Raw genomic sequence first — 26772 nt, forward strand, 5'->3', positions numbered from 1 at the left:
CCCGCGAACACGCCCTCGCCCGCACCCAGTTCGGCCGGCCCATCGCCTCCTTCCAGGCCGTCCGCCACCGCCTCGCCGAAACCCTCGTCGCCCTCGACGGCGCCGAAGCCACCCTCCACACCGCCACCACCACCGCGACAACCACCGCCACCGACGCGGGCACAACCACGGGAACGGGCACCACCACCGGCGACATCGCGCTCACCGCCCTGCTCGCCAAGGCAGCCGCCGGCAAGGCAGCCCTCGACGCCGCCCGCCACTGCCAGCAGGTCCTCGCCGGCATCGGCTTCACCGCCGAACACGACTTCCACCACCACCTCCGCCGCACCCTCACCCTCGACGGCCTCCTCGGCAGCACCCGCGACCTCACCCGCCAGGCCGGCGCCCACATCCGCCAGAACAACCACGCCCCACGCCTGGTCAACCTCTGACAGGTCGAAAAAGCCGAAGGGCCTTCTCGCGGGAACCGTTCCGGTTCCCGCGAGAAGGCCCTTCGGCTTTCCGGGTGGATGCTCCGCGGAAGCCGGCGCGGGGGTTCCGGGGCCAGTCTGCTCGCACTTTACTCTCCTTCTCGCCCTTTCGGACCGGATTCCCCCGGGATCGACCCCCGAAACGGCGAGGACGAAACGAAAGGGCGAGCAGGCTACCCGGAGCTTCGAGTGTTTTGCCCGAAAGATGGCGATCCGCACCCGTACTCTCGGGTGCGGGGCGAGCGTTACACCACCCGGTCGCGGCGCAGGGCGGCGATCTCCTCAGTCGGGTAGCCCAGCTCAGCGAGGAGGGCGTCGGTGTGCTCGCCGAGGGCGGGGACCGCGCCCATCGGGGGCGTCCACTCGGCGGCGATCGGCGGGGGCAGCAGCGCCTGGACGGTGCCGGTGGGGGTCGAGACCTCCTGCCAGCGGTCGCGTTCACGCAGGTGCGGGTGGTCCAGGACGTCCTGGACACCGTTGAGGCGGGCGTTGCCGAGCTCGGCGTTGTCCAGGATCTCCTGGGCCTCCACGAGGGTGACGCTCTTCGACCAGGCGATGATCACCTCGTCGAGGCGGGCGCGTTCGCGCACCCGGTCGGCGTTGCCGGCGAAGGCCGGGTCGTCCGCCAGGTCGGGCCGGTCGAGGACGGTGCGGGCCAGCCGCTGCCATTCCCGGTCGTTGGTGGTGCCGAGGACGACGGTCTGGCCGTCCGCCGTCGGGTAGGCGCCGTAGGGCGCGACGGCGGGCGAGCCCACCCCGGCCGGCTGCTGTTCGACACCGGTGCCCATGGTGAAGTTGAGGGAGTAGCCCATCCACTCCGTGACGACGTCGAAGAGGCTGAGCGAGATCGCCGAGCCGCGCCCGGTCTCCCGGCGGGCGTAGAGGGCCGCGAGAATCGAGCTCAGGGCGTACATCCCGGTGGCGAGGTCGATGATCGGGATGCCCGCCTTGGCCGGCCGGCCCGGCTCGCCGGTCACCGAGCACGACCCGCCCTCGGACTGCACCAGCAGGTCGTAGGCCCGCTTGTGGGACAGCGGACCGCCCTCGCCGTAGCCGGAGATGTCGACCGCGACCATCCGCGGATGGCGGGCGACCACCTGCTCGGCGGCCAGGCCGCGCCGGGCCGCCGCCCCAGGGGCGAGGTTCTGGATGAGGACGTCGGCCCGGCCCAGCAGCCGCTCGAGCGCCTCGGCTCCCCGCGGGTCGGTGAGGTTGAGGGTCAGCGACTCCTTGCCGCGGTTGACCCACACGAAGTGGGCCGCCATCCCGTTGAGCGCGCCGTCGTAGTGGCGCGCGAAGTCCCCGCCGCGCGGGTTCTCGACCTTCACCACCCGGGCGCCCATGTCCGCGAGGTGCCGGGTGGCGATCGGTGCCGCAACGGCCTGCTCGAGACCGACGACGAGCAGCCCCTCCAGCGGGCGCGGCCCGCCGCCCGCGGTGCCGCCGAGGGTGCGTTCGTCCGTTGCGGTCATGCTGCCTCCCGGGCTGTGCCGGCGTCGGCGGGCGACGCGCGGCTAAAGGCGGCCGGCGGGGCCGTCACGCGCCCCCGCCCGCCGCCGTCGGCTGTGTCTCGGGCCGGCAGGCCGGCTCCGTTGACCTTGTTGCGCCGGACCGGCCCGCCGAACCCTGGTCGGCCTGGGTCCGAACCGGCCCACCAGACCGGTCGGCCCTGTTCCGGGCCGGCCGGTCAGACCTAGTCGGCCTTCTTGATCGCTGACTTCATCTGGTCCAGGTTGACCAGGACCGGCCATCCGCTGACGCTCAGCGCGTTGCCGTGCCCGGTCTGGTGGACGTCGAACACCGACTGGATCGCGGCGTAGAAGCCCTGCACGTCGAGGGTCTGGTTGACCGCGCGCTTGGCCTGCCGGAGCCCGAAGCTGGGCATCGTCGCGATGTGCTGGGCCAGCGCGCGGGTCTCGGTGTCGAGCTGGTCGCGGGGCACCACCTTGTTGACCATGCCGATCTTCTCGGCCTCGGTGGCGGTGACCGCGCGCCCGGTGAAGAGGATCTCCTTGGCCTTGCGCGGGCCGAGCTCCCAGGTGTGCCCGTGGTACTCGACACCGCCGATGCCCATGGCGACGACGGGGTCGGAGAACAGCGCGTCCTCGGCCGCGATGATCAGGTCGCACGGCCAGYACAGCAGCAGCCCGCCCGAGATGCAGCGCCCCTGCACCGCCGCGATCGACGGCTTGGGAACGTTGCGCCACCGCAGCGAGAACTCCAGGTAGCGCCGTGCCTCCAGCTCGTAGAGCATCTCCAGGGTGATTTTATCGGGGAGCGGCTGACCGGACTTCAGGTCGTGCCCGGCGGAGAAGTGCTTCCCCTCCGCGCGCAGCACGATCACCGCCACGTCCTTGTCGGCCGCCGCCTTCGTCCACGCCGCGTCGAGCTCCTCGAGGAGCGGTCCGTTCTGCGCGTTCGCGACCTCGGGGCGGTTGAGGGTGATCGTCGCGATCCCGTCGGCGACGTCGTAGAGAATTAACAAGCCTGGCTCCTCAGCTCCGGGGCAGACCGAGCACGCGCTCGGCGACGATCGTGCGCTGGATCTCCGAGGTGCCCCCGGCGATGGTGCCGGCGAACGACCGCGCGTAGCGCTCGAACCACCCGGCGGAGAACGCCTCGAGATTGAGATGAGCGTATGGCGCGGTCATCCCGGGATGCTCGAGTGCCGCCACCCCGGCTGACTCCATCGCCTGCTCCGAGGCCTTCTGCACCGCCTCCGACCCGAGCAGCTTCAGAACGGACAGCGCGGCGACGTCCTGCTCGCCGCGCGCGGCCCGCGCCAGCGCCGCCGAACCGAGCAGCCGCAGCGCCTGGGCGTCCATGACGAGCCGTGCGTACGCGTCGCGGTCGAGCGCGTCGACGGGACGGAAGTCGCGGGCGAGCTCCTCCAGCCGCAGCGCGAAGCTCAGCCACAGCAGGGTGCGCTCGTGGCCGAGCGAGCCGTTCGCGACGTGCCAGCCGTTGTTCAGCGCGCCGACGAGGTTCTCCGCCGGCACCCGGACGTCGTCGAAGAAGACCTCGTTGAAGTCGACGTCGTCGCGGTCGATCAGGGAGCCGAAGGGCCGGCGGGTGACGCCGGGGGTGTCGGTGGGGATCAGCAGCACGCTGATGCCCTTGTGCTTGGGCGCGTCCGGGTCGGTGCGGACGAAGGTGAGCAGCACGTCCGCGTCGTGGGCGCCGGACGTCCAGATCTTCTGCCCGTTCACCACGAAGTGGTCGCCGTCGAGCACCGCCCGGGTGCGCAGCGAGGCCAGGTCGGAGCCGGCGCCGGGCTCGCTCATCCCGAGCGCCGCGGTGATCTCGACCCGCAGGATCGGCACCGCCCAGCGACGCTTCTGCTCCTCGGAGCCGAACGACAGCAGCGAGGCGGCGATGATGCCGAGCCCCTGCGGGTTGAAGCTGTGGTAGATGCGCCGGCGGTCCAGCTCCTCGAGGTGGACGTACTGCTCGAGGATGGAGGCGTTGCGCCCGCCGAACTCCGGCGGATTGCCCGGCAGCAGCCAGCCGGAGTCGAACAGCAGCCGCTGCCAGCGCCGCGCCCACTCGGGGACGTGCGCGCTGGAGTAGGCGCGCTCGCCGGTCTCGGCCTCGCTGGGCAGGTTCGCGTCCAGGAAGGCCGCGAACTCGGCCCGGAACCTCTCGACGTCGGCATCAAACGTGAGCTGCACGGTACTCCTCGGCGATCAGCGCCCGGTGCTCGGCGGCGCCGCCGAGCAGCAGCTCGCCCGCGACGGCCCGCTTGAGCGCGAACTGCAGGTCGTTCTCCCAGGTGAAGCCCATGGCTCCGAAAAGCTGCAGGCCGTTGCGGAACACCACCGACTGGCACTCGCCGGCGGCGGCTTTGGCCATGGAGGCGGCGAGCCGGCGGCGCGGGTCGTCGGCCGCGATCGTCAGCGCCGCGAAGTAGGCCAGCGCGCGGGCGCGTTCCAGCGCCACGTGCATGTCCACCGCCTTGTGCTTGACGGCCTGGAACGACCCGATCGGCGCACCGAACTGCTCGCGGGTGCGCACGTGGTCGAGCGTCAGCTCCAGGACACGGCGGCAGGCCCCGACGATCGTGAGGGCCAGCCCGGTGAGCGCGAGGTCCCGGGCCGCCCGTGGGTCGGCGCCCGTGCGCGCGTCGTCGCCGACCCGGACGCCGGGCAGCGAGACCTCGGCGATGTGCAGCGTGGGGTCGAAGACGTCGACCCGGGTGGCCCGCACATCAGCCGCGGGGACGGCGAAGACCCCCGCGTCGGTCACGACGGCCAGCCGGTCGGCGCGGTCACCGTCGAGGACGTGCCGCGCGACGCCACTGAGGACCCAGCCGTCGCGGTCACGCCGGGCGGACACGCCGTCCAGGACGGCGCTGCCGGTCTGGCCCCCATCGGCGACCCCCGGGGCGAGCGGGGTGAACCAGGTCATCGTCGCCAGATAGGGGGTCGGGTCGGTCGCCCAGCCGAGCTCCTCGAGGACGATCGCCAGCTCCACGGCCTCACTGGGCTCGGTCAGCTCGGTCCAGCCGAGGTCGGCGTAGACCCGCCACAGCGGGGCGGGGTCGGCGCCCTCGTCGGCGATCCCGCGGATCAGCGCCGGCGGGCATTCCTTGACCAGGACCTCGTGGATCGTCTTCTGCCACAGCCGCTGGTCGGAGTCGAACTCAAAGAGCATCTCGCCCTCCCGGGCTCGCGTCGGCGGCGGCGCCGGCCGCGGCGGGGCGGGCGAGGGGCGCCACGGCCGGGCCTCCCGTGCCGCCACGCGGGTCAGCGAAGATCGTCACATCGGCTCCTTGAGAGCACACACTGCCCGACAACACCCCGGGGACGGCACACCTGCCGGCCCGGTGCGCGCGGAGGGACCGACCCCCCCCCGCCGACCCTTCCAACATCCCAGAGTCGGTTTGCACGTGCCAGGTCACGTATGGACCACTCCTGTGGTCCTTCACGCCGAACAGGTGCGAGAATATCATTCTCATTGATCGATAGCTATGATCTCGACGGCACCGGAGTGGGTCCACCTGCTGTGTTAGCAGTATGTCTGCGCAGCAGTGCAGTACTTTCTGTACATGGCACAGAAGACGGAGCTGCCCGTGATCACGCCGACCGAAGAGCCGGCCTGGAAGCAGCGTGCCGTCGAGCGCTCGACCCGGGCGGCCAAGCTCCGGGCCGAGCAGCGTGTCGTCCAGTTCCTTGACGCGGCCCAGGCGATCATCGCCGAGAAGGGTTCGATCGACCTCACCGTGCAGGAGGTCGTCGACCGGTCACGCCAGTCGCTGCGCAGCTTCTACCAGCACTTCAGCGGCAAGCACGAGCTCCTGCTCGCCCTGTTCGAGGACGCCCTCAACGAGTCCGCCCGGCAGATCCGCGAGGCCTCCGCCGCGGAGCCCGACCCGCTGGGCCAGCTCAGGATCACCGTCCGCCTGCTGTACGAGCAGAGCCACTCCGACCGGGCCCGCCAGCAGCGGCCCCTGTTCACCGACTTCGCCCCGCAGCTGCTGGTCTCGCACCCGGCCGAGGTCAAGGTCGCGCACGCGCCGCTGCTCGCCCTGATCACCGACATGATGACGAGGGCCGCCGCGGCCGGTCAGTTGCGCCCCGATCTCAAGCCACGCCGCGCCGCCGCGATGGTGATGCAGACCGTCATGTTCCTGGCCCAGTCCAACGGGGTGTCCGAGGACGAGAACGTACATCCGATCACCGTCGAGGAAGTGTGGGATTTCTGCCTCACCGGTTTCACCGGTGGTGTGCAGACCACCTGATCGGATCCGCCTGGACACGGCCGGGCGATACGCCGCGTCGCCCGCCGCCGAGAAGGTCTTTCTCCGCGCCGTCAGGCCTTCTCGGGCAGGCCGCCGAGCAGCAGCTCGGCCGCCGCGTAGGGATCGCGCCGGCCGTTGGCCACCTCGTCGGCGAGCCGGCCGAGATCCGGGTGCTCCCGTAGGCGGGTCTGCGCCAGCGAGAGGATCTGGGCGTGCGCGCGGGCCGTCCGGCGGGCGAGGGTGTCGGCGCGGTGGTGGGCGTCGATCGCCTCGACCAGCGCGGCCAGGCCCTCCCCCTTGGAAGCGACGAGGGTGAGGATCGGGGCGTCGACCTCAAGATGCAGGTCACGCACGGTCTGGTCGGCGCCGTCGCGGTCGGCCTTGTTGACGACCAGCAGGTCGGCGACCTCCAACAGGCCCGCCTTGGCCGCCTGGACGGCGTCGCCGGCGCCCGGCGTCAGCACGACGATCGTCGGGTCGGCGACGGCGGCGATCTCGATCTCGGACTGGCCGACCCCGACCGTCTCCACCAGGACCAGGTCGTAGGCCAGGTTGGCGAGCACCCGTACGGCGGCCGGCACGGCCGCGGCGAGCCCGCCCAGGTGGCCGCGGGCGGCCAGCGAGCGGATGAGGACGTCGGGGTCGTTCGTGTGCGAGGCCATCCGGATCCGGTCGCCGAGCAGCGCCCCGCCGCTGTAGGGCGAGGACGGGTCCACGGCGAGCACCGCGACCCGCAGGCCGCGCTCCCGGTAGGCGCCGACGAGCGCGCCGATCGTGGTCGACTTGCCCGCGCCGGGCGGGCCCGTCACGCCGATCACCCGGGCGGTGGCCGGCTCGAGGGCCGCCAGCACCTGGTCACGGCCGGCGCCCTCGACCTGACTCAGCAACCGGCCGACGGCGCGCAGTGAACCAGCGCGCGCGGCGGCCACAGTCTCCAGAATGTTCACCGGGGTCCGATGTGCGGGCCGGCTGGGGACGTGCCACGGCCGGTAACGCCGGCGGCCCCGACGGAACCGACGTGTGCACCAGAACAGACGGCCCGCGAGATCCGGGGCCGCACATCGACCGAAGCGGCTGCGCTCTTGATCGTGATCGCATTCATGAGAATGTTAGTCTTCCAGATCGAAAGTGCGGCTAGCAAGAGAGGGAAACCTTAATGCAGATCAGCGGAAACTCCGCCCTCGTCGTCGGTGGAACCGGCGGCCTCGGGGAGGCCACCGTCCGCCGTCTCCACGCCGCGGGCGCGAAGGTCGTCGTGGCCGACGTCGCGGACGAGAAGGGCAAGGCGCTGGAGTCCGAGCTGGGCATCCGCTACGTCCACGTGGACGCGACCTCGGAGGAGGACATCCTCGCCGCGATCGCCGAGGCCAAGACGCTGGGCCCGCTGCGGATCTCGGTCGACACCCACGGCGGCCCGGCCGGCGGCGGTCGGCTCGTCGGCAAGGACGGCTCGCCGCACAGCCTGGACGCCTTCACGACGACCGTCACGTACTACCTGACCGCGGTGTTCAACGTGACCCGGCTGGTGGCGGCCGCCATCGCCCAGGAGGAGCCGCTCGAGGGCGGCGCCCGGGGCGTCATCGTCAACACCGCGTCGATCGCCGGCTTCGAGGGGCAGATCGGCCAGATCGCCTACTCCGCCGCCAAGGGTGGCGTCATCTCCATGACGCTGGTCGCCGCGCGTGACCTGTCGCCGCTGGGCATCCGCGTGAACGCGATCGCTCCGGGCACGATCCTGACCCCGGCCTACGGCAAGGCCGGGGAGAAGCTGGAGGCCTACTGGGGCCCGCAGGTCCCCTTCCCGAAGCGGATGGGCCAGTCGCCCGAGTACGCCTCGCTCGCCGAGCAGCTCATCACCAACGACTACCTCAACGGCGAGGTCATCCGCCTCGACGGCGCGCTGCGCTTCCCGCCGAAGTAGTCCCCGCACCGCCTCGGCGGTGGCGCGGGGAGCTGCTCCCCGCGCCACCGCCGACCGGCGGCAGGCACCCGTCCCGGGTCAGGCCTGCAGACCGATGATGCGGGTCGCGATGATGTTCTTCTGGATCTGCGACGTACCGCCCATGACGCTCTGCGAGCGGCTGTAGAGGTAGGTGCCCAGCAGCTCGGCGTCGCGAGTGCCGCCCGCGTCCAGCGACGCGTGCCCCACCGACTGCTCGACCCAGGTCATCAACAGCTTGTCCAGCGAGCCGTCCGGGCCGTGGCTGAGCCCGTCGAGCTGCTCGGACAGCCGCCGGCGCACGTGCAGGCGCAGCATCTCGGTCTGCACGGCGGCCCACCGCAGTGACTCCGACGGCTCCCCGTCCAGGCGGGCCGCCAGGTTGCGCACGGTCTTTCCGTACCGCGCGGTGAAGCCCAGCGTCGAGGGCTCCCGCTCGTGGCTGACGACCGTCATGGCCAGCTTCCAGCCCTCGCCGGGCGCGCCTACCATCTGGTCGGCCGGCACCGTCGCGCCGTCGAACAGGACCTGGCCGAACTCCTTGGTCACCCCGCTGATCATCGGCAGCGGACGCTGCTCGATGCCCGGCTGGTGCATGTTCACGATGAATCCGGAGATGCCCTTGTGCCGTGGGGCGTCCGGGTCGGTGCGGGCGAGCACGAGGCACCAGTCGGCGTCATCGGAGTAGCTCGTCCAGATCTTGTGGCCGTTGAGGACGTAGTGGTCGCCCTCCAGGGTGGCCGTCGTGGTCAGGGAGGCCAGGTCGGAGCCGGCGCCGGGCTCGCTGAAGCCCTGGCACCAGCGCTCGGTGCCGTTGATCATGCCCGGCAGGAACCGCTGCCGCAGCTCCTCGCTGCCGTGCCGGCCCAGGCCGATGACCAGGTAGCCCAGGCTCGGCCGCGCCGGCGCGCCGGCGCGGGCCAGCTCCTCGTCGACGATCACGTCGTAGACGGGTGGCAGCTCCTGGCCGCCGTACGCCTTCGGCCAGGAGGTCCCGAAGAACCCGCCCGAGTAAAGGGCCTGGTGCCACTGCGCCGCCTTGGCCCAGTACTCGTCACCCGACGTCGGGAAGTTCTTCGCGTTCTCGGCGAGCCAGTCCTGCAGCCGCGTACGGAAGGCGGCCTCCTCCGGCGAGTCACGAAAGTCCAAGGTCGATCTCCTCCAGAGAGACGGGGAACAGCGCGCCGGACGTCAGCGCGCGGCGCAGGAAGACGTGGGCGAGGCACTCCCAGGTGTTGCCGATGCCGCCGTGCACCTGGATCGACGTCTCGCAGATGGTCCGCGCGGCGCGCTCGGTGTAGACCTTCGCGAACCGGCCGGCCCGCAGCGCCTCCGCCGGATCCAGCTCGTCGACCGCCCAGGCGGCGTAGCGCAGGATGCTGACCGAGCCCTCGATCAGCGCGAGGCTCTCGGCGAGCAGGTGGGCCACCGCCTGGAACGACCCGATCGTCTTGCCGTACTGGGTGCGTACCTTCGCGTAGTCGCAGGCCAGCGCGTGCGCGCCGCGGGCGGCGCCGAGGATGTCGGCGGTGGTGACGACCAGCGCCAGCGCCTGCCAGCGCTGCGCGGCGTCCGCCGCGAGCTCCCCGACCGCGGTGACGGGGTCGGTGACGGCGGCGTTCGTCCGGGTGAGGTCGATCCCGAACACCGGCTCGCCGACGCCGGTCGTCTCGACCCGGTTGTCGACCAGGCGCAGGGCGGCGCTCAGGCCGCGGGCGTCCACCGCCTCGCCGCCGACGGCGAGCGCCACCGACTCGACCGCCGCGCCGGACCTGGCCTGCAGGTCGTCGGCGAGCACGGGCCCGAGGAAGGGGACGTCGACCAGGCCGCGGGCGAACTCCTCCACGACGAGGGCGACCTCGACCCCGGAGGCGCCGTCGGAGCGCAGCGAGCGCCACCCGGTGGCGGCGACCGCCTTCTCCAGCCGCGCCGCGCGGTCGGCGTCGTCGAGATCGATGACGGATCCCGGGCCGAGGTCGTCGGCCAGCCGGGCGGCCGCCTCGCGCAGCTCCCGCTGCTCAGTCGTCAGACGTACGTCCATAGCGCTCCTTGAGGACTCGCCGCAGTACCTTGCCCGAGGGCAGGCGGGGGATTTCTTCCACGAGCTCGATCCGGCGGGGCCGCTTGTAGGAGGCGAGCCGTTCGCCCACCCACGCGACGAGCTCCGCCGGGTCGACCTGGGTACTCGTCACGACGGCCGCGACGAGCACCTCGCCGTCGGCCGTGTCGGGGAGGCCGAACACGGCGCAGTCGGCGACCGCGGGGTGCGCGTGCAGCACACCCTCGACCTCGGCGGGCGCGACCTGGAAGCCGCGCACCTTGACCATCTCCTTGACCCGGTCGGTGAGCCGGAGCCACCCRTCCGCGTCGAGGTTGCCGACGTCGCCGGTGCGGTACCAGCCGTCGTCGAACGCGTCCGCCGTCGCCTCGGCGGGCAGGTAGCCGGCCATCAGCGACTCCGCGCGGGCCTGGATCTCGCCGGTCTCGCCGGGGCCGACCGGCACTCCGCTCTCCAGCGAGACCACCCGCAGCCGCACGCCCGGGACGGCCCGGCCGACGCTGTCGAGCCGGGCCCCCTCGAGCGGGTTGCAGGCGATGACCGGCAGCTCACTGGCCCCGTAGGCGGGCACCCAGCCGACGCCCGTGCGTCTGGTGACGGTCTCGGCGACGCTGGCCGTCACCGGTGTCGCGCCCCACATGATGTACCGCAGCGACGACAGGTCGAAGGACTCCAGCGTGGGGTGGGCGGCGATGGCCAGCGCGATCGGCGCGACGGCCATCTCGACGGTGATCCGGTCGGTCTCGATCGAGCGCAGCATCAGCTCGAGGTCGAACCGGCGGTGCAGCCGCATCCAGGCGCCGGTCTCCAGGGCGGTGACGATGTTGAGCAGGCCGAGGATGTGCGAGGGCGGGGTGGTGATCTGGACGCGGTCCGCGGCGGTGAGACCGAGTGCGTCGCGCCAGTGCCCGACGGCCGCGCCGAACGAGGCCCGCGTGTGCCGGGCGGCCTTCGGCAGGCCGGTCGTACCGGAGCTGAAGACCAGTAGCGCGTCGGCGTGCGGGTCCGGTGTCGGGAACGGCCCCTCCCCCGCGCCGATCGGCTCGTCAAGGTGCCACATCGGCAGCAGCTCGGCCAGCGCGTCCTGGTCACCGACGGCATGCGCGGGCTCGGTGACGGCCAGCGCGTGCTCGATCTCGGCCCGCCGCCAGGACGGACTCAGCAGTACGATAGCCGCGCCCAGTCGCCAGACGGCCCGGACGGCCAGTACGAACTCCGGCCGGTTCGAGGCCATCAGTGCGACGCGTTCCCCAGCCCGGACTCCATGTTTCGCCAATCCCGTGGCCAGCCCGTCGGTCAGCGCGTCGAGTCGCTCCAGGCTGTACCGCTGTTCCTCGAAGACGAGCGCGGGGCGGTCACTCACTGCCGCTCCTTTCGGACGGTCACGTCAACGCGGAGGCGGGCACGGGACGACGCAGGTGCTGCGGAAATTATATTCTCACTCCAGCAGAATCTTCATACCAGAAGGAGGCCGTCGATGCCGAGAGCCCCTCTGTTCCAGAGGGCGACCGTCACCCGGACCGTTCACGAGACCGCCGATGCGCGTACCTTCGTGCTCGCTCCGCGCGAGGGATCGTTCACGTACCGGGCCGGTCAGTTCGTCACCTTCCGAGTGCAGATCGACGGCGAGGAGCTCCTGCGCTCGTATTCGATGTCCAGCGCCCCGGAGACCGACTCCGAGCTCATGACCACGGTCAAGCGGGTGCCGGGCGGCCGGGTGTCGAACTGGCTGATCGACAACGTCACCGCGGGCGACGAGGTCGAGGTCACCGAGCCCAAGGGCATCTTCTGCCTCCAGGAGACCGACGTCCCCCTGCTGGGTTTCTGTGGCGGCAGTGGAATCACTCCGATCATCTCGCTGGCGAAGAGCGCGCTGTCGAACACGGACCGCACTGTCCGGCTGCTGTGCGCCGACCGCGACAAGCCGTCAATGATCTTCGAGCGGGCGCTCGCGGAGCTTGTCGAGAAGTACCCGGACCGCCTTTCCGTCGTGCGCCACCTCGACGCGGACAGCGGATTCCTCGATGACGCCGCCGTCAAGGCGTTCGTCGGCGCCGACGGCAACGCCGACTGCTACATCTGCGGCCCCGAGCCGTTCATGGATCTCGTCGAGAGCGCGTTTCCCGGGCCGGGGCGGGTCTTCGTCGAACGCTTCGGCACACCGGCCAGCACCGAGCCCGCCGGTGAGGAGGTCGAGGGAACCGTCACCATCTTCCTCGGCCGGAAGAAGATCTCCGTATCCAGGCGCGAGGGCGAGACCCTTCTCGAAAGCGCGCGGCGCGGCGGCCTCGCCCCGCCGTTCTCCTGTGAATCCGGGACCTGCGCCACCTGCATCGCGAAGCTGGAGGAGGGCACCGCGACGATGCGGGTCAACGATGCCCTCACCCAGGACGAGATCGACGACGGCTACATCCTGACCTGCCAGGGAGTGCCCGACTCGGGCTCGACGGTCGTCCGCTACGAATGATCGGCGAGGCCGCCGTGCTCGCCCAGGCGAGGCGGCGGCCCGTAGACGGGCTCGTAGCCCGCTACGCGGATCGGGCTGCCGACGAGCCGGAAGTCGCCGGCGGTCACCACGACCTCGGGGGTGGCCGCCAGTGCCTCGGGCAGCGTGCGCACCTTCGCCGCAGGCACACCCAGCCGCCGCAGCCGGTCCTCCCAGTTCGCGGCGGTGTCCGCGGCGAGGGCCGCGGTGACCACCGCGAGGACCTCCTCGCGCCGCGCCGCGCGCTCGGCCATCGTCGCGAAGCCGCTCACCCCCGCCTCGGTGGCGAACGAGCGCCAGAAGCCGTCGTGGGTGACGAACAGGGCGAGGTAGCCGTCCGCGGTCGGGAAGAGCTGGGCGGGGACGTAGTAGGAGTGCGCGCCGAAGGGCAGCCGGCGCGGCTCGACCCCGTCGTTGAGGTAGGCCGCCGCGCGGTAGTTGAGCTGGGAGAGCATCACGTCGCGCAGCGAGACCTCGAGCTGGCCGCCGTGGCCGGATACGATCTGGGCCAGCAGCGCGACCGCGGCGGTGAGGCCGGCGGAGTTGTCCGCCGAGGAGTAGCCGGGCAGCGTCGGCGGGCCGTCCGGGTCGCCGGTGAGCGCGGCGATGCCCGTGGCGGCCTGGATCACGTAGTCGAACGCCGGGTCGTCACCCGCCGACAGGCCGAAGCCGGTCAGCGCGACGCAGACGAGCTTCTCGTTGTACTTGCGCAGGTCCTCGTAGGTCAGGCCGAACCGGCGGATCGCCGACGGCTTGAGGTTGACCAGCAGCGCGTGCGCGTCGGCGGCGAGCTCGCCGAGCCGGGCCCGGCCGTCCTCGCTGGTCAGGTCGAGGCGGATGCTGCRCTTGCCACGGTTGATGCTGGCGAAGTAGGCGTCGCTCACCTGCCGGGAGAGATCTCCGCCCGGCGGCTCGAGCTTGGTGACCTCCGCGCCGAGGTCGGCGAGCACCATCGTCGCGTACGGGCCGGCGAGGATGTGGCCGACCTCGAGGATGCGGATGCCGTCGAGCGGTCCGGCGCTCATCTCACTTCCGCCGCGAGGGCGGCGATCACTTCCCGGGTCCGGCGCTTGGACGCGACCAGCTCGTCCCGGTTCTCGCCGATGGGCAGCAGCCGCACGGAGAGGTCGGTGACCCCCGCGTCGGCGAACTGCCGGAACCGGGCGAGGATGGCCGCCTCGTCGCCGGCCGCGCACAGGTCGCCGACGCTCGTCGCGTCGCCCTGGTCGAGCAGCCGCTGGTAGTTCGGGGAGACCTCGGCCTCGCCGAGGATGCGGTTCGCCCGCTCCCGGGCTTTGTCGACCTCGGACGGCAGGCACAGGCAGACCGGGATGCCCGCCACGATCCGCGGCGCCGGGCGGCCCGCCTCCTGGGCGGCCTTGGTGATCCGGGGCGCCACGTGGTCGGCGACGGCGCGCTCGTCGGCCAGCCACAGCACCGTCCCGTCGGCGTGCTCGCCGGCGATGCGCAGCATGACCGGGCCGAGCGCGGCCACGAACACGGGCAGCGGGGCGATCGGGCCGATCTCCAGCGGGTTGTGCACCCGGAACGTGTCGTTCTCGACGTCCACCGGGCCGGGCCCGTGCAGCGCCACCTGGAGAACCTGGAGGTAGTCCCGGGTGAACGCCGCCGGCTTGTCGTAGGGCAGGCCGAGCATGTCCCGCACGATCCAGTGGTGCGACGGCCCGACGCCCAGCGCCAGCCGCCCGTTGGTCGCCGCCTGCGCGGACAGCGTCTGGCGCGCCAGCGCCACCGGGTGCTGGGCCTGCAGCGGGACGACCGCCGTGCCCAGCTCGATCCGCTCCGTGCGCGCGCCCATCAGCGAGACGGCGATCAGGGCGTCGAAGTCCGAGGGCACCTGGGGGATCCAGGCGGTGTCCATCCCCGCGCTCTCGGCCCACAACACGTCGTCGATCATCCGCCCGACCTTGCGCGCGGAGTCACCCCGCTCCGGTCCGATCATCACGCCGACCCGCACTGGACCCCTCCAGGTCTCGAATGTTTCCGATGTCTCGCTGCGCCCGTGCCCCGGATCAGGACGGGGTGGGTGTCGAGGTCAGCGCGCGGACCTCGGTGACCAGCTGCTCGAGCGGGGTGCCGGTCGGGAACACCCCGGCGGCGCCCGCCTCGAGCAGCTTGGGGACGTCCGCCGGCGGGATGGTGCCGCCGACGACGACGGCGATGTCGGCCGCGTCCGCCGCCCGCAGCGCCTCGATGGTGCGCGTGGTCAGCGCGATGTGCGCGCCGGAGAGGATGCTCAGCCCGACGACCGCGACGTCCTCCTGCAGCGCGATGGTCACGATGTCCTCGACGCGCTGCCGGATGCCGGTGAACACGACCTCGAAGCCGGCGTCGCGCAACGCCCGCGCGACGATCTTGGCCCCGCGGTCGTGCCCGTCCAGGCCGGGCTTGGCGACCAGTACTCGCGCCGGCATCAGAACACCACCGGCTGCTGGAACTCGCCCCAGACGTTCTTGAGGGTGGCGACCATCTCGCCCACTGTGCAGTAGGCGTTGGCGCAGTCGATCAGGTTGTGCATCAGGTTCCCATTCCCCTCCGCGGCGCGGGCCAGCGTGTCGAGGCTGGCCCGGACGGCCGCGGCGTCGCGCTCGCCCTTGACCTTCGCCAGCCGCTTCAGCTGCCGCTCGCGGCCTTCGGCGTCCAGTTCGTAGGTGGCGAGGTCCGGCGCGGGCTCGTCGGAGACGAACCGGTTCACGCCGACGATCGGCACCGTTCCGTTCTCGATGTCCTGGTGCAGCTTGTACGCCTCGTCGGCGATCATGCCCTGGAGATAGCCGTCCTCGATCGCGCGGACCATGCCGCCGTGCTGCTCGAGGTCGTCCATGATCTCGATGATGCGGGCCTCGGTGGCGTCGGTGAGCGCCTCGACGAAGTACGAGCCGCCGAGCGGGTCGGCGGTGCGGGTCACGCCGGTCTCGTAGGCGAGGATCTGCTGGGTGCGCAGCGCGAGCGTCGCCGACTCCTCGCTGGGCAGCGCGAACGGCTCGTCCCAGGCCGCGGTGAACATCGACTGCACGCCGCCGAGCACCGACGCCATCGCCTCGTACGCGACCCGGACGATGTTGTTCTGCGCCTGCGGCGCGTACAGCGAGGCCCCACCGGCGACGCAGCCGAAGCGGAACATCGACGCCTTGTCGGCGGTCGCGCCGTAGCGCTCCCGGACGATGGTCGCCCACCGCCGCCGGCCCGCCCGGTACTTGGCGATCTCCTCGAAGAAGTCGCCGTGGGTGTAGAAGAAGAACGACACCTGCGGCGCGAACTTCTCGATCGACAGCCGACCGCGCTCGATCACCGTGTCGCAGTAGGTGACGCCGTCGGCGAGGGTGAACGCCATCTCCTGCACCGCGTTGGCGCCGGCGTCCCGGAAGTGCGCGCCGGCGACCGAGATCGCGTTGAAGCGCGGCACCTCCTCGGCGCAGAACTCGATGGTGTCGGYGATCAGGCGCAGCGACGGCTCCGGCGGCCAGATCCACGTCCCGCGGGAGGCGTACTCCTTGAGGATGTCGTTCTGGATCGTCCCGGTCAGCTTGGCCCGGGGCACGCCGGAGCGCTCCGCGGCCGCCACGTAGAAGGCCAACAGGATCGCGGCGGTGCCGTTGATCGTGAAGCTGGTGCTGATCTTGTCCAGCGGGATGCCCTCGAAGAGCACCTCGGCGTCGGCGAGCGTGTCGACCGCGACGCCGACCCGGCCGACCTCCTCGGTCACCTCCGGGTCGTCGGAGTCGTACCCGCACTGAGTGGGCAGGTCGAGGGCCACCGACAGGCCCGTGCCGCCCTGCTCCAGCAGGTAGCGGTACCGGCTGTTGGACTCCTCGGCTGTACCGAAGCCGGAGTACTGGCGGAACGTCCACGTGCGCCCGCGGTACCCGGCGGCGTAGTTACCCCGGGTGAACGGGAAACGGCCCGGCGCGGGAGGCTCGGTGGCGCGGTCCGCCGGCCCGTACACCGGCTCCACCGGCAGGCCGGAGTTGGTCTGGACAGAATCGCTCATCGTCGCTTCGACACTTTCTGGAGACGGAACGTCGACACCGGCCGCGGCCCCGGGGCCGCGGCGCTCACCGGGTACCGACCGCGCGCCGGCTGCCGGCGGCGCGCGGTCCCCGGAAACCCGGTCACCGCAGGTGGTCCTTCATCACCTTGCCCGAGGCGTTCAGCGGGAGGCTCTCGAGGAACTCCACCGTCCTCGGCACCTTGAACCCCGCCATCCTGCCCTTGCTCCAGGTGATCAGCTCGTCCGCGGTGACCGGGGCGCGCCGGACGACGAAGGCCTTGCCGACCTCGCCCATCCGCTCGTCCGGGACGCCGATGACGGCCGCCTGCGCGACCGCGGGGTGCTCGAGCAGGAACCCCTCGATCTCGGCCGGGTAGGCGTTGAAGCCCCCGACGATGAACATGTCCTTCTTGCGGCCGACGATCCGCAGGTGCCCCCGCTCGTCGAGCGTGCCGAGGTCACCGGTGTGCAGCCAGCCGTCGGGGTCGATCGCCTCGGCGGTGGCGACCGGGTCGTCGAGGTAGCCCTGCATCACCGTGTACCCGCGGACGAGCACCTCGCCGTCGTCGGCGACGGCCACCTCGACACCGTCGCAGGCGGTGCCGACCGTGGTCGCGATGTCCTCGAACGAGTCGCCCGGCCTCGACGCGGTCGCCGTCCCCGCCTCGGTGAGGCCGTAGCCGGTCATGATCGACTGAAACGGCAGCTCGTCACGCATCCGCCGGATCAGCTCGACGGGGATGTCGGCCGACCCGGTGACGGCGCACCGGAGCGAGGCCAGCGCGGTCTTGTCCGGCACCGCCAGCAGCGAGTGGTAGAGCGTCGGCGGGCCGGGCAGCATCGTGATCTTCTCGCGCTCGACCAGCTCGATCAGCTTGTCGATCTCGAAGACCGCCATCGGCACGATCGTCGCGCCGCGGATGAGCGCCGCGACGAGGCCCGCCTTGTACCCGAAGTTGTGGAAGAACGGGTTCACGCAGAGGTAGCGGTCGCCCTCGCGCAGGTCGGCGAGTTCGCACCACTCCTCGTACAGCCGCAGCGTCTGCCGGTGGTTCATCATGACGCCCTTGGGACGCCCGGTCGTGCCCGAGGTGAACAGGATGTCGGCGGTCTCGTCGCCGTCCTGGCCCACCGGCCTGTCGAGCGGCGCGCCGCTCGACAGGAAGCCCGACCTGATGTCGACGGCGGGGACACAGGTGGTGCCGGCGTAGACCTGCCCGAGGAAACCCTCCTGGACCAGGACCATCTTGGCCCCGCTCCGGCGGAGGATGTCGTCGGCCTCCTCCGCCTTGTACCGGGTGTTCACCGGCACCAGAACCCCGCCGGCGGTCAGCAGCCCGAAGGCCGCGATGATCCACTCGGCGGAGTTCGGCGCCCAGATCGCGACCCGGTCGCCCTTACCCACCCCCGCCGCCGCGAACGAGCCCGCGGCGGCACGGATGCGGTCGACCAGCTCGGTGTAGGTGAGGCGCAGCGCACCGTCGACGACCGCCTCGGCGTCGTCGAAGCGGTCGGCCGCGCTCAGCACCATCTCCGGGATGGTTTCCCATTTCATCCCGAGATCAGCCTGGCCAGGTTTCCGCCCATGATCAGGGCCTTCTCCTCGTCGGTGAGGTTCTTGAGCTCGTCGACGAAGCTGGCCGGGTCACCGAGGCCCTCGGGGTGCGGGAAGTCCGAGCCGAACAGCACCCGCTCGACGCCGAGCAGCTCGGCGAGGTCGGCCATGTTCTCTTCCCAGAACGGGCTGATGTGCACGTTGCGCCGCAGCACCGACACCGGCTCCTCGGCGAACTGCTGCGGGTACTTCTTGTAGACGTCCTTCAGGGTCTTGATCAGCGGGCCGACCCAGGAGGCGCCGTTCTCGACGACGGCGATCTTCAGGGTGGGGAACCGGGACAGCGCGCCATGGCAGATCAGCGCGGCCACCGAGTCCTCGATCGGGCGCCACTGGCCGATCATCCGGAAGACGTCCGGCTGGAACGGCAGGAACTCGCGCTTGTTGCTCTCCCAGTCGTCGGTGTACCGGCTGTAGCCGCTGTCCGAGGAGTGCAGCGTGACCAGCAGGTCGTACTCGACGACCTTCTCCCAGAACGGGTCGAACTCCGGAAGGCCGAACGACCGCGAGCCGCTGAACCCGGGGACCGGCGCCGGGCGGATCAGGATCGCCTTCGCTCCGCGCTCGACGACCCACTCCAGCTCCTCGATCGCCTTCTCGACGATCGGCAGCGTGATCACCGGAGTGGTGAAGATCCGGTTCTCGTAGTTGAACTGCCACGTCTCGTACAGCCACTCGTTGAGCGCGTGGATGACGATGTGGGTCAGCTCCGGGTCGTCGCTCATCCGCTCCTCGAGCAGACTCGCGAGCGTCGGGAACATCAGCGTCCGCTCGATGCCCTGCTCGTCCATGAGCTCGAGGCGGGACTTCGGCTCACGGAAGGCCGGGATCGAGCGCATCGGCTTGCCGATGATCTCCCGGTAGGACTTGCCCTCCGGGTTGCCGATGCGGAAGTAGTCCTCCTGCGCACCGGGCCGGGCGACGACCTCGAAGGTCGGATTGGGGATGTACTCGCTGATGTGACCCCGGACAGCGATCTTGGTCCGGCCGTCCACCTCGACGTACCGGATCGCGCCCTTGAACTCCTCGGGCAGGTACTTGGTGAACGCGTCCTGGGTCTCGTACAGGTGGTTGTCCGCGTCGAAGATCGGGTACGGCGGCACTCGCGTAGACATTGAGATCCTCCCTTACTGATAAGGAGAACCTTATTCTCTTCCCTGCCCAGCCGCAATGTGTCCCGATGGGTCCCCCTGACGGTCTCCCTGCGGGACGGTGCGCAGCTCCCGCCGGAGCACGGCCTTCTGGATCTTACCGCTGGGTGTCCGGGGGAAGTCCTCGATCGCGCGAAGCTCCTCGGGCCACTTCTGCCGGGCCAGACCGGCCCGCGCGAAGTGCGCGCGCACCTCTTCCAGTGTGGGCAGCCCGATCCCGGGCTGCAGCCGCAGGATCGCGGCGGCGTGCTCGCCGAGCCTGGCGTCGGGGGCCGCGACCACCGCGACCTCGGCGACCCCGGGCATGGTGAGCAGGACCTCCTCGACCTCGAGCGCGCTGATGTTCTCCCCGCCGCGGATGATGAAGTCCGCCTTGCGGTCGACGATCGTCAGGTAACCGTCGGCGTCGAGGACACCGACATCGCCCGTGCGGTACCAGCCGTCGGCGTCGAAGACCTGCTCGGTCAGGGCCTCGTCGAGGTAGCCGAGGCAGAGGTCCGGGCCGCGGCTGAGGATCTCGCCGTCGGCGTCGAGCCGGATCTCCACCCCGGGCAGCGGGTCACCGTCGGTGAACAGCCGCTTCTCCGCCGGCGCGGTGTGGCGCGAGCCGGTGATCGACGGATGCTCGGTGCTGCCGTAGGACCGGAAGACGGTGATGCCGAGCTCGTCCAGCCGGGTGGTGACCGCCGCTGGGACGGACGACCCGCCCAGCCCGGCGTACTTCATCGCCGGCAGGTGCTGCTCGAGCGAAAAGCTCGGGTGGTCCAGCAGGCTCGTCACGAAGTAGGTGGCGCCGCCGCCGACGGTCAGCCCGTCGCTCACCATCAGTTCCAGGGCCCGGGCCGGGTCCCAGACGTCGGCCAGGTTGATCGGCCGGCCGTCCAGGACGGGGATCAGGAACGCGTTCAGCATGCCGATGAAGTGCCCCACCGGCGCGGCGGTGAGCTGGCGGCCGCGGTCCGGCGGGTAGAGGCCGGCGAGCTGGCGCGTCTCGAAGCCGAGGGTCTGATGGGTGTGGATGACCCCCTTGGGGTCACGGGTGGTTCCCGAGGTGAACGCGATCACCGCCGGGGCGGCCGGATCGGTGGCGATCACGCCGGGCAGCGGGGCGTCGGCGAGCAGCTCGTCGAAGTCGCGGCCGACCACGCCGACGACGGGGACGTCCCGGCTCAGGTCGGGCTGGTACTCCATCCGCCCGAAGCCCTCGGCGGTGACGAAGACCTTGGGTGAGGTCCGCTCCAGGATGTAGCCGAGCTCTTTGCGCCCGTAGAAGTGCACGACGGGAACCACAACCGCCCCGAGGAAGGAGGACGCCCAGAAGACGGCGGCCGCCTCCATCCAGTTCGGCAGCTGGAAGACGACGACGTCACCGGGGCCGACGCCGCGGGCCCGCAGCCCGGCGGCGAGCCGGCGGGCGACCTGCTCGACGTCGCGGAACGTCCCGGACCACGGCCGGACCGCCGAGTGGACGCGGAACTCCGCGTCGGGGGTCGCGTCGAGGCCGGCGGCGAGCAGGCCGCCCAGCGTCTCGGGCGTCCACCACCCTTCGTCCTCGTACCGTTTGACCAGCTCAGGTGGGATCGTGCGCATGACGCGAGCTCCGATCTCTGACGATACCTAGACTCTCTCAGGCAGAGAGGACAAGTTCCACCTCTCCCCCCGCGACCGACCGCGACGACGGTGCCTGGCACCCGGCGGCTGCGGCCGGCCGGCCGGTCGCCGGACAGGTGCCGGCGGGCGCCTGCGGAGGTGGCGGGACGGCCGTGCACGCCGCCGACAGACCCCTGCCAGCAGGCCGGAATGGTACTCTTCATTATAAAGAATCGGATTCTCGGCCCCTCGTTAGCCGTGGACCGTTCCCGAGCCGTGGAGTCGCGCCCGTGATTGATCTTGAGCTGGATGATGGGCTCGCCGTCATCACCATCGACCGGCCGGAGGCGCGCAACGCCATCTCGCTGGCGACCATGGGCGAGCTGGAGAAGGCACTGGACGCCGCCGCGGGCGCGGGCGCGCTCGTCGTCCGGGGCGCCGGCGACCGGGCCTTCGTCTCGGGCGGCGACCTCAAGGAGCTCGCCGCACTGCGCACCGAGGACGAGGCCACCGGCATGGCGCTGCGGATGCGCCAGATCTGCGACCGGATCGCGGACTTCCCCGCCCCGGTCGTGGCCGCGCTCAACGGGCACGCGCTGGGCGGGGGCGCCGAGGTCGCGGTGGCCGCGGACATCCGGGTCGCCGCCGACGACATCAAGATCGGTTTTACCCAGTCGACCCTGGCGATCATGCCCGCCTGGGGCGGCGCCGAGCGCCTGGCGGACCTGGTCGGGCGGGGCCGGGCGCTGCTGCTCGCCGGCACCGGTGTCACCCTCGGCGCGGCCGAGGCGGAGCGGCTCGGCCTGCTCGACCGGGTCCTGCCCCGCGCCGAGTTCGACGCGGGCTGGCGCGCGCTGGCGAGGTCGCTCGCCACTCCCCCGGCCCGGGCGATCAAGTACGTCATGAGCGACGGGGTCGGCGCCGAGGAGTCGGCCCGCACCTTCGCCCGGCTGTGGGTGGCCGACGAGCACTGGGCAGCCGTCGAGCGGGCGACGAAGCGCACCCGCTGACGCTGTCGCTGTCGCGGGCGGCCGGTAGCCCGGCCGCCCGCGACAGGCGGCAGGCTCAGGTGACCGCGCCGGCGCCCTTGAGCTCGATGATGCGGTCCCAGTCCAGACCCAGCTCCATGAGGATCTCCTCGGTCTGGGCGGCGAACTCGGGGGCGGGTCCGAGCTCGGGGGCGGACACGTCGAACTGGACCGGGCTGGAGACGAGCTCGATCTCCCCGGCCGGGAGCAGGTACTCGTTCGCCCGGATCTGAGCGTCGCCGCCCACCTGCAACGAGTCCTGTACCGGGGCCCACGGCCCGGACAGCGTGGCCAGCCGCTCGGTCCACTCCGCCAGGGTGCGGGCGGCGAACGCCTCCCTGAGCAGCTTCACCGCCTCCTCGGCGTTGGCCGCGATCAGCTCGGCGGAGGCGAACCGCGGGTCGTCGGCCAGCTCCGGCCGGTCGATGTGGCGGCAGACGTCCGGCCAGTACCGGGCGGCCTGCAGCATGACGAGCGAGAGGAACCGGCCGTCGGAGGTCCGGTACAGCGCGGACAGCGGGTTGGGTGAGGCGAGCGAACCCGGCTCGGGGGCCACCAGCGGCTCGTCGAGCAGGAGCGACAGGGCGATCGACTGCCCCATCGCCCACAGCCCACTGCCCAGCAGCGAGACGTCGACGACGGACGGCTCGCCGGTGCGTTCCCGCCGGAACAGGGCCGCCGCGATCCCGCCGGCGAGGTTCGTGCCCGAGATCGTGTCCCCGTAGGCCGGACCGGGCGGCGGCGTCATGCCGTCGCGGCTGCGGGGGGTGATGCTGGCCGCGCAGGAGGCACGCGCCCAGAAGGCGGTCATGTCGAAGCCGCCCTTCTCCGACTCCACCCCGCGCGGGCCCAACGCGCTCCCGCGAGCGTAGATGATCTTCGGGTTGATCGCGCGGACGTCCTCGACGTCGATGCCGAGGCTGCGGCGCGAGCGTGGCAGGAAGCTGGTCAGGAACACGTCCGCGCGCCGGATCAGTTCCTCGAGGACCGCCTTGCCCTCCGGCTTCGACATGTCGAGGCCGAGGCTGCGCTTGCCGCGGTTCGCGTGCTCGATGTTCGGGTTCGGGCCGTCGCCGACCTTGAGATTGCCGGTCTGCTTCAGCCCGCGCTGCGGGTCGCCGGTGACGGCGTGCTCGACCTTGATGACCTCGGCGCCCCAGTCGGCGAGCACGCCGCCCGCGGACGGCACGAAGCCGTACATCGCCACCTCGAGAACCCGGATCCCCCCGAGCGGCTTCATGCGGCCGCCCGCGCGATCGTCCTGTGCTTCATGTGCTCCTCCAGCCCACGGCGCCGACTCCCGGGCACCCGCCGTCGGAGCCGGTGCGCGAACACCCGCGCGTCGTCCCGCGCGGTCGCGCCGGCCGGGTCGACGTCGCCGGGTGGTGGGGCGCGGACCGCCGCCACCTCCCGATGCCCGGAAAGGATGACTGAAAGTTACATTCTCGAGACAAGCGAATCAACCGTCCGTTCGGTGAGAACGAACCGGTGCCCCCGCCGGCGGGGGCGCTCGGCGGCCGCCGACCCGCTCGATCGCGCCCTGGCGACGTCAAGCCCAACCACGCCGCGCACCCGGGTGCCGCGTCCCGGAAACCGCGCCGCGCCGCGCGGTTATCCGAGCGCGGTGGCGAAGATCTGCGGGAGGTCGACCGTGGTGCGGATGCCCGGCGCGGCCGCGCAGACGGTGGGCACGGCGTTGACGGCACGGTTGGCGGTGTACGCGGGCGCGACCGCCGCCATGCGCTCCATCGGGATCGGGAAGCGCAGGTCGATGTCGAGGGGAGCGTCACCCTCGACGGCGACGTGCCAGCCGGTGGCGCGGATGTCCCAGTCCTGCTCGATGTCGGCGGTGCAGTACCAGGTCGCCCGGAAGCTCATGACCTCGCGGCCGCCGCGCAGGCCCGACACCGTCAGCCGCTGGGCGACCACCGTGCCCGCCTCCAGCGTGCCGGCGGCGATGTGCACCGACTTGGCCGACGTCCCCACGTCGCCGGAGGCCTCCAGCCCGTCGAGCGGCATCCCGAGCGCGTCGGCGACGAGGTTCAGCGAGGGGCCGAAGCTGGTCTTGCCGTGGGAGAGGCGGCCCTCGTCGAACTCGCCCGGTGCCTGACCGAAGCCCATCACGTCGAACAGCAGGCCCGGCGAGTCCCGCCGTGACAGGTCGGCGAACTCCGCGATGGCCAGCCGGTCGAGCCGGCGCTGGATGGAGGACAGCACCAGGGGAAGCGCCTCCGAGATGAACCCGGGGCTGCTGCCGGTGCTGTGGATGGAGCTGCCACCCTGCTCGCAGGCCGCCTCGACCTGCTTGCGCACCTCGGGGTCGATGTCCTCCAGCCGGTGGAACTCGCCGCGGGTCGTGACGATGTTCGCGCCTGAGGCGAGGATCCGGCTGACCTCGTCGACGTCGAAGTACCTGGGCATGTAGAGGACGCAGTCGGCGCCGAGCGCGAGGACCTCGTCGGCGTCGGCGGTCGCGGCCACGCCGGTCGCGCCGACGCCGGCGAGGTCACCGGCGTCGCGGCCCGCCTTCTCCGCCGAGTGCACGAAGACACCGGCCAGCTCGAGGCCAGGGTGCTCGATGACGGCACGTAACGCGTACGTGCCGATGTTGCCGGTCGCCCACTGCACGACCCTGTGCTTCCCCATGGTTGTCATCCCCTCCTGGACGCCGGGACGCGCGGCCTCGGGCATGACGGCGAGCCCGACATGCCCTCGACAGCCGCGCCGGCGGCGTCGTGTGACGGCCGCTCCGGTGTGACGACGACGTTGACGGCCGCATCAGGTGACAGCTGCGTCGATGTGACAGTCGCGTCGATATGACACCGGAGTCGGTATGGCAGACGATGTGGTGCGAGCACCGGCCACCGCGCGCCGGCCGACGGAGACCAGCGCCGGCACGACTCGCGCCGACAGGGTCGGCGAGGAGCCGACGAGCAGGGGTATGGGAGAACGACCAGGCCGGGGCGCCCGTACCGCCGGTCGACCGCGGAACGAGGCGCGGTCTGTGCTCTGCACCACAGCGTAGGCTCGGCCTGACACGGCCGTCAATATTGTCGCGACTACGGCCGAATTGTCATGGACGCAGCTCGTCGTGGGTCCAACTCGTCGTGATTCATGACGCGGCTGCCACCACGGGCACCTCGACGGCCGCCATCCCAAACACTCGTGCAGGAGGATTCGTGCTGCTCAACGGAAGGTCTGTTCTGGTCACCGGCGGTGCGTCGGGCCTGGGCCTGGGTACTGTGCGGGTCCTGCTGGAGCGCGGTGCGGCGGTCACCGTCGTGGACCTGCCGTCGTCGCCGGGCAAGGACGTCGCCGCCGAGCTCGGTGTGCGTTTCGTCGCCGCGGACATCACCGACACCGAGCAGTTCGACGCGGCGCTGGACGAGGCCGAGACCACCGGCCCGCTGCGCGCCGTCGTGCACTGCGCCGGCCGGGGCGGCGACCGCAACCGCATCCTCGACAAGCAGGGCAACGCCGGCCCGCTCGACAGCTACGCCGACGTCATCCGGATCAACCTGGTGGGCACGTACAACGTCGTGCGGCTGGCCGCGCAGCGGATGGCGAAGAACGAGGAGCTGCTCGACGGCGACCGCGGCGCGATCGTGCTGACCGCCTCCGTCGCGGCCTTCGAGGGCCAGATCGGGCAGACCGCCTACGCCAGCGCGAAGGCCGGCGTGCGCGGGATGACGATCGTCGCGGCCCGGGACCTGGCGAGCTGGGCGATCCGGGTGAACACCATCGCCCCCGGCGTGTTCGAGACCCCGATGCTGGGCCGCCTGCGCGACGACATCCGTGACGGCCTGGCCGCGGGGGTGCCGCACCCGAAGCGGCTGGGCACGCCGGCCGATTTCGGCCGCCTGGCCACCGACCTGCTCGAGAACTCCTACCTCAACGGTGAGGTCATCCGGCTCGACGGCGCCCTGCGGATGGCGCCCCGCTGACACCGCGTCGGTGCCGGCACCGCGCCGACGCGACCGGCACCTCCACCGGCCGACAAGCCGATCACCAGCTACCGAGAGAGCTCCTGGCCTCTGCGACGGCGACATGAGAGTGTCGTCACAGGCGTTGCGGGGTGTTTGTGCGGCTCCGCCCGAGCGTGTCGGCGGGCCGCGGCCGGCGGCGTCCGGCGGCAGCCCGTCCCGGGGGCACCCGACACGGGCGCCGGGCTGTCCCTGGACCGACTCGAGTAGAAGCTGGTATCGACGTCAATGTTAAATACTTGTCGGCCGGCAGGAACGCCGACCGCTTCCTGGGCGGGAGAGTGTTCATGACCGCGGTGATGCAGGGTGTACGGATCCTCGAGGTCGCTGAGCACACGTTCGTACCCGCTGCGTCCGCGTTGCTGTCCGACTGGGGCGCCGACGTCATCAAGATCGAGCACGTCGAGCGTGGGGACGCGATGCGCGCGCTGGCGTCCTCGGGTGTCGCGGTCGTCCCGAAGGACGTCCACGTGCTGCTGGAGCACTCCAACCGTGGCAAGCGCAGCCTGGGCCTCGACCTGACCTCCCAGGCCGGCCGCGACATCCTCTACAAGCTCGCCGGCACCTGCGATGTCTTCCTCACCAACAAGCTGCCCAGCGTGCGCACCAAGCTGCACATCGATGTCGAGGACATCCGCGCCCACAACCCGAACATCATCTACGTCCGCGGGACCGGCCAGGGTGAGCGCGGGCCGGACGC

25 protein-coding genes are annotated in these 26772 nt (G+C 71.5%); 7 read left to right on the plus strand and 18 right to left on the minus strand.

The features are described from left to right. A partial coding sequence (locus BBK14_RS31135) for an acyl-CoA dehydrogenase family protein (RefSeq protein WP_275078529.1) occupies positions 1-431 on the plus strand: 431 nt, incomplete at its 5' end. A 284-nt stretch (positions 432-715) separates the two neighbouring features. On the opposite strand, the gene BBK14_RS31140 is transcribed toward BBK14_RS31135, so the two are convergent. From BBK14_RS31140 to BBK14_RS31155, 4 genes are all read right to left on the minus strand, one after another. Further along, complete coding sequence (locus BBK14_RS31140) at positions 716-1942, minus strand: CaiB/BaiF CoA transferase family protein (RefSeq protein WP_071066739.1); 1227 nt, start codon at positions 1940-1942, stop codon at positions 716-718. 221 nt (positions 1943-2163) lie between these two features. Further along, on the minus strand, positions 2164-2955 hold the full coding sequence (locus BBK14_RS31145; protein WP_071066740.1) for an enoyl-CoA hydratase: 792 nt from the start codon (positions 2953-2955) through the stop codon (positions 2164-2166). A gap of 10 nt (positions 2956-2965) precedes the next feature. Then, a complete protein-coding gene (locus tag BBK14_RS31150) occupies positions 2966-4141 on the minus strand; it encodes an acyl-CoA dehydrogenase family protein (protein WP_071066741.1) in 1176 nt (391 codons plus the stop codon). Continuing rightward, positions 4125-5123 carry an acyl-CoA dehydrogenase family protein gene (locus BBK14_RS31155; RefSeq protein WP_071066758.1) on the minus strand — a complete coding sequence of 333 codons (999 nt, stop codon included), beginning with the start codon at positions 5121-5123 and terminating at the stop codon, positions 4125-4127. The genes BBK14_RS31150 and BBK14_RS31155 overlap by 17 nt, the downstream gene beginning before the upstream one ends. A gap of 376 nt (positions 5124-5499) precedes the next feature. Here BBK14_RS31155 and BBK14_RS31160 point away from each other — a divergent pair, with 376 nt between their 5' ends. Beyond that, positions 5500-6210, plus strand: a complete 711-nt coding sequence (locus tag BBK14_RS31160) for a TetR/AcrR family transcriptional regulator (RefSeq protein WP_198541486.1) — start codon at positions 5500-5502, stop codon at positions 6208-6210. Between the two features lie 71 nt (positions 6211-6281). Here the strand turns inward: BBK14_RS31160 and meaB are convergent, their stop codons facing one another. Beyond that, positions 6282-7157: a methylmalonyl Co-A mutase-associated GTPase MeaB gene (gene meaB / locus BBK14_RS31165; RefSeq protein ID WP_071066742.1), complete on the minus strand. Its 876-nt coding sequence runs from the start codon at positions 7155-7157 to the stop codon at positions 6282-6284. Positions 7158-7366: 209 nt separating this feature from the next. On the opposite strand from meaB, the gene BBK14_RS31170 reads away from it, so the two are divergent. Further along, on the plus strand, positions 7367-8131 hold the full coding sequence (locus BBK14_RS31170) for an SDR family NAD(P)-dependent oxidoreductase (RefSeq protein ID WP_071066743.1): 765 nt from the start codon (positions 7367-7369) through the stop codon (positions 8129-8131). A gap of 78 nt (positions 8132-8209) precedes the next feature. Here BBK14_RS31170 and BBK14_RS31175 read toward each other — a convergent pair whose 3' ends face one another. Genes BBK14_RS31175 through BBK14_RS31185 form a run of 3 tightly spaced genes read right to left on the minus strand, consistent with a single transcriptional unit; the run spans position 8210 to position 11571 of the window. Continuing rightward, positions 8210-9298, minus strand: a complete 1089-nt coding sequence (locus tag BBK14_RS31175; protein ID WP_071066744.1) for an acyl-CoA dehydrogenase family protein — start codon at positions 9296-9298, stop codon at positions 8210-8212. Beyond that, the gene (locus tag BBK14_RS31180; RefSeq protein WP_071066745.1) at positions 9285-10190 is read right to left on the minus strand and encodes an acyl-CoA dehydrogenase family protein; all 906 of its coding nucleotides are present in this window, start codon (positions 10188-10190) and stop codon (positions 9285-9287) included. The genes BBK14_RS31175 and BBK14_RS31180 overlap by 14 nt, the downstream gene beginning before the upstream one ends. Further along, complete coding sequence (locus tag BBK14_RS31185; protein ID WP_071066746.1) at positions 10168-11571, minus strand: class I adenylate-forming enzyme family protein; 1404 nt, start codon at positions 11569-11571, stop codon at positions 10168-10170. Before BBK14_RS31185 ends, BBK14_RS31180 begins: the two co-directional genes overlap by 23 nt. Positions 11572-11685: 114 nt before the next feature. Here BBK14_RS31185 and BBK14_RS31190 point away from each other — a divergent pair, with 114 nt between their 5' ends. Then, positions 11686-12675 carry a ferredoxin--NADP reductase gene (locus BBK14_RS31190; RefSeq protein ID WP_071066747.1) on the plus strand — a complete coding sequence of 330 codons (990 nt, stop codon included), beginning with the start codon at positions 11686-11688 and terminating at the stop codon, positions 12673-12675. Here BBK14_RS31190 and BBK14_RS31195 read toward each other — a convergent pair. The 7 genes from BBK14_RS31195 to BBK14_RS31225 all read right to left on the minus strand — a co-directional run bounded on the left by BBK14_RS31195 (position 12666) and on the right by BBK14_RS31225 (position 21061). Continuing rightward, complete coding sequence (locus BBK14_RS31195; protein ID WP_071066748.1) at positions 12666-13718, minus strand: CaiB/BaiF CoA transferase family protein; 1053 nt, start codon at positions 13716-13718, stop codon at positions 12666-12668. The two genes, BBK14_RS31190 and BBK14_RS31195, sit on opposite strands and share 10 nt — an antisense overlap. Beyond that, positions 13715-14671: an LLM class F420-dependent oxidoreductase gene (locus tag BBK14_RS31200; protein ID WP_071066749.1), complete on the minus strand. Its 957-nt coding sequence runs from the start codon at positions 14669-14671 to the stop codon at positions 13715-13717. The genes BBK14_RS31195 and BBK14_RS31200 overlap by 4 nt, the downstream gene beginning before the upstream one ends. 55 nt (positions 14672-14726) lie before the next feature. Then, positions 14727-15128 carry a cobalamin-dependent protein gene (locus BBK14_RS31205; protein WP_018505316.1) on the minus strand — a complete coding sequence of 134 codons (402 nt, stop codon included), beginning with the start codon at positions 15126-15128 and terminating at the stop codon, positions 14727-14729. Then, positions 15128-16705 (minus strand): methylmalonyl-CoA mutase family protein, encoded by a 1578-nt coding sequence (locus tag BBK14_RS31210; protein ID WP_071066750.1) that lies wholly within the window; start codon positions 16703-16705, stop codon positions 15128-15130. Before BBK14_RS31210 ends, BBK14_RS31205 begins: the two co-directional genes overlap by 1 nt. A 121-nt stretch (positions 16706-16826) precedes the next feature. Next, the gene (locus BBK14_RS31215; RefSeq protein WP_071066751.1) at positions 16827-18260 is read right to left on the minus strand and encodes a FadD3 family acyl-CoA ligase; all 1434 of its coding nucleotides are present in this window, start codon (positions 18258-18260) and stop codon (positions 16827-16829) included. After that, a complete protein-coding gene (locus tag BBK14_RS31220; RefSeq protein ID WP_071066752.1) occupies positions 18257-19435 on the minus strand; it encodes an amidohydrolase family protein in 1179 nt (392 codons plus the stop codon). The genes BBK14_RS31215 and BBK14_RS31220 overlap by 4 nt, the downstream gene beginning before the upstream one ends. A gap of 30 nt (positions 19436-19465) precedes the next feature. Next, positions 19466-21061 (minus strand): AMP-binding protein, encoded by a 1596-nt coding sequence (locus tag BBK14_RS31225; RefSeq protein ID WP_071066753.1) that lies wholly within the window; start codon positions 21059-21061, stop codon positions 19466-19468. A 290-nt stretch (positions 21062-21351) separates the two neighbouring features. Here BBK14_RS31225 and BBK14_RS31230 point away from each other — a divergent pair, with 290 nt between their 5' ends. Next, positions 21352-22071: an enoyl-CoA hydratase/isomerase family protein gene (locus BBK14_RS31230; RefSeq protein ID WP_071066754.1), complete on the plus strand. Its 720-nt coding sequence runs from the start codon at positions 21352-21354 to the stop codon at positions 22069-22071. Between the two features lie 55 nt (positions 22072-22126). Here the strand turns inward: BBK14_RS31230 and BBK14_RS31235 are convergent, their stop codons facing one another. The 3 genes from BBK14_RS31235 to BBK14_RS31240 form a co-directional block, all read right to left on the minus strand. Beyond that, positions 22127-23329 (minus strand): CaiB/BaiF CoA transferase family protein, encoded by a 1203-nt coding sequence (locus BBK14_RS31235; protein ID WP_071066755.1) that lies wholly within the window; start codon positions 23327-23329, stop codon positions 22127-22129. Next, positions 23326-23496, minus strand: a complete 171-nt coding sequence (locus BBK14_RS38610; RefSeq protein ID WP_157904370.1) for a hypothetical protein — start codon at positions 23494-23496, stop codon at positions 23326-23328. The genes BBK14_RS31235 and BBK14_RS38610 overlap by 4 nt, the downstream gene beginning before the upstream one ends. Positions 23497-23700: 204 nt before the next feature. Next, positions 23701-24735 carry an NAD(P)H-dependent amine dehydrogenase family protein gene (locus BBK14_RS31240; protein WP_071066756.1) on the minus strand — a complete coding sequence of 345 codons (1035 nt, stop codon included), beginning with the start codon at positions 24733-24735 and terminating at the stop codon, positions 23701-23703. A gap of 533 nt (positions 24736-25268) precedes the next feature. On the opposite strand from BBK14_RS31240, the gene BBK14_RS31245 reads away from it, so the two are divergent. Both BBK14_RS31245 and BBK14_RS31250 read left to right on the plus strand, forming a co-directional pair. Beyond that, positions 25269-26033: an SDR family NAD(P)-dependent oxidoreductase gene (locus tag BBK14_RS31245; RefSeq protein WP_071066757.1), complete on the plus strand. Its 765-nt coding sequence runs from the start codon at positions 25269-25271 to the stop codon at positions 26031-26033. A gap of 326 nt (positions 26034-26359) precedes the next feature. After that, on the plus strand, positions 26360-26772 hold a 413-nt coding region (locus BBK14_RS31250), incomplete at its 3' end, for a CoA transferase (RefSeq protein WP_198541487.1).

The sequence above is a fragment of the Parafrankia soli genome, assembly GCF_001854695.1.
GTDB classification, from domain to species: domain Bacteria; phylum Actinomycetota; class Actinomycetes; order Frankiales; family Frankiaceae; genus Parafrankia; species Parafrankia soli.

Bases quoted from the DNA above. Each gene is read 5' to 3' on its own strand.
- BBK14_RS31205 (WP_018505316.1), bottom strand. From the start codon at position 15,128: ATGCCGGCGCGAGTACTGGTCGCCAAGCCCGGCCTGGACGGGCACGAC.
- BBK14_RS31170 (WP_071066743.1), top strand. From the start codon at position 7,367: ATGCAGATCAGCGGAAACTCCGCCCTCGTCGTCGGTGGAACCGGCGGC.
- BBK14_RS31155 (WP_071066758.1), bottom strand. From the start codon at position 5,123: ATGCTCTTTGAGTTCGACTCCGACCAGCGGCTGTGGCAGAAGACGATC.
- BBK14_RS31180 (WP_071066745.1), bottom strand. From the start codon at position 10,190: ATGGACGTACGTCTGACGACTGAGCAGCGGGAGCTGCGCGAGGCGGCC.
- BBK14_RS31235 (WP_071066755.1), bottom strand. From the start codon at position 23,329: ATGAAGCCGCTCGGGGGGATCCGGGTTCTCGAGGTGGCGATGTACGGC.
- BBK14_RS31140 (WP_071066739.1), bottom strand. From the start codon at position 1,942: ATGACCGCAACGGACGAACGCACCCTCGGCGGCACCGCGGGCGGCGGG.
- BBK14_RS31240 (WP_071066756.1), bottom strand. From the start codon at position 24,735: ATGGGGAAGCACAGGGTCGTGCAGTGGGCGACCGGCAACATCGGCACG.
- BBK14_RS31190 (WP_071066747.1), top strand. From the start codon at position 11,686: ATGCCGAGAGCCCCTCTGTTCCAGAGGGCGACCGTCACCCGGACCGTT.
- BBK14_RS31215 (WP_071066751.1), bottom strand. From the start codon at position 18,260: ATGAAATGGGAAACCATCCCGGAGATGGTGCTGAGCGCGGCCGACCGC.
- BBK14_RS31220 (WP_071066752.1), bottom strand. From the start codon at position 19,435: ATGTCTACGCGAGTGCCGCCGTACCCGATCTTCGACGCGGACAACCAC.
- BBK14_RS31225 (WP_071066753.1), bottom strand. From the start codon at position 21,061: ATGCGCACGATCCCACCTGAGCTGGTCAAACGGTACGAGGACGAAGGG.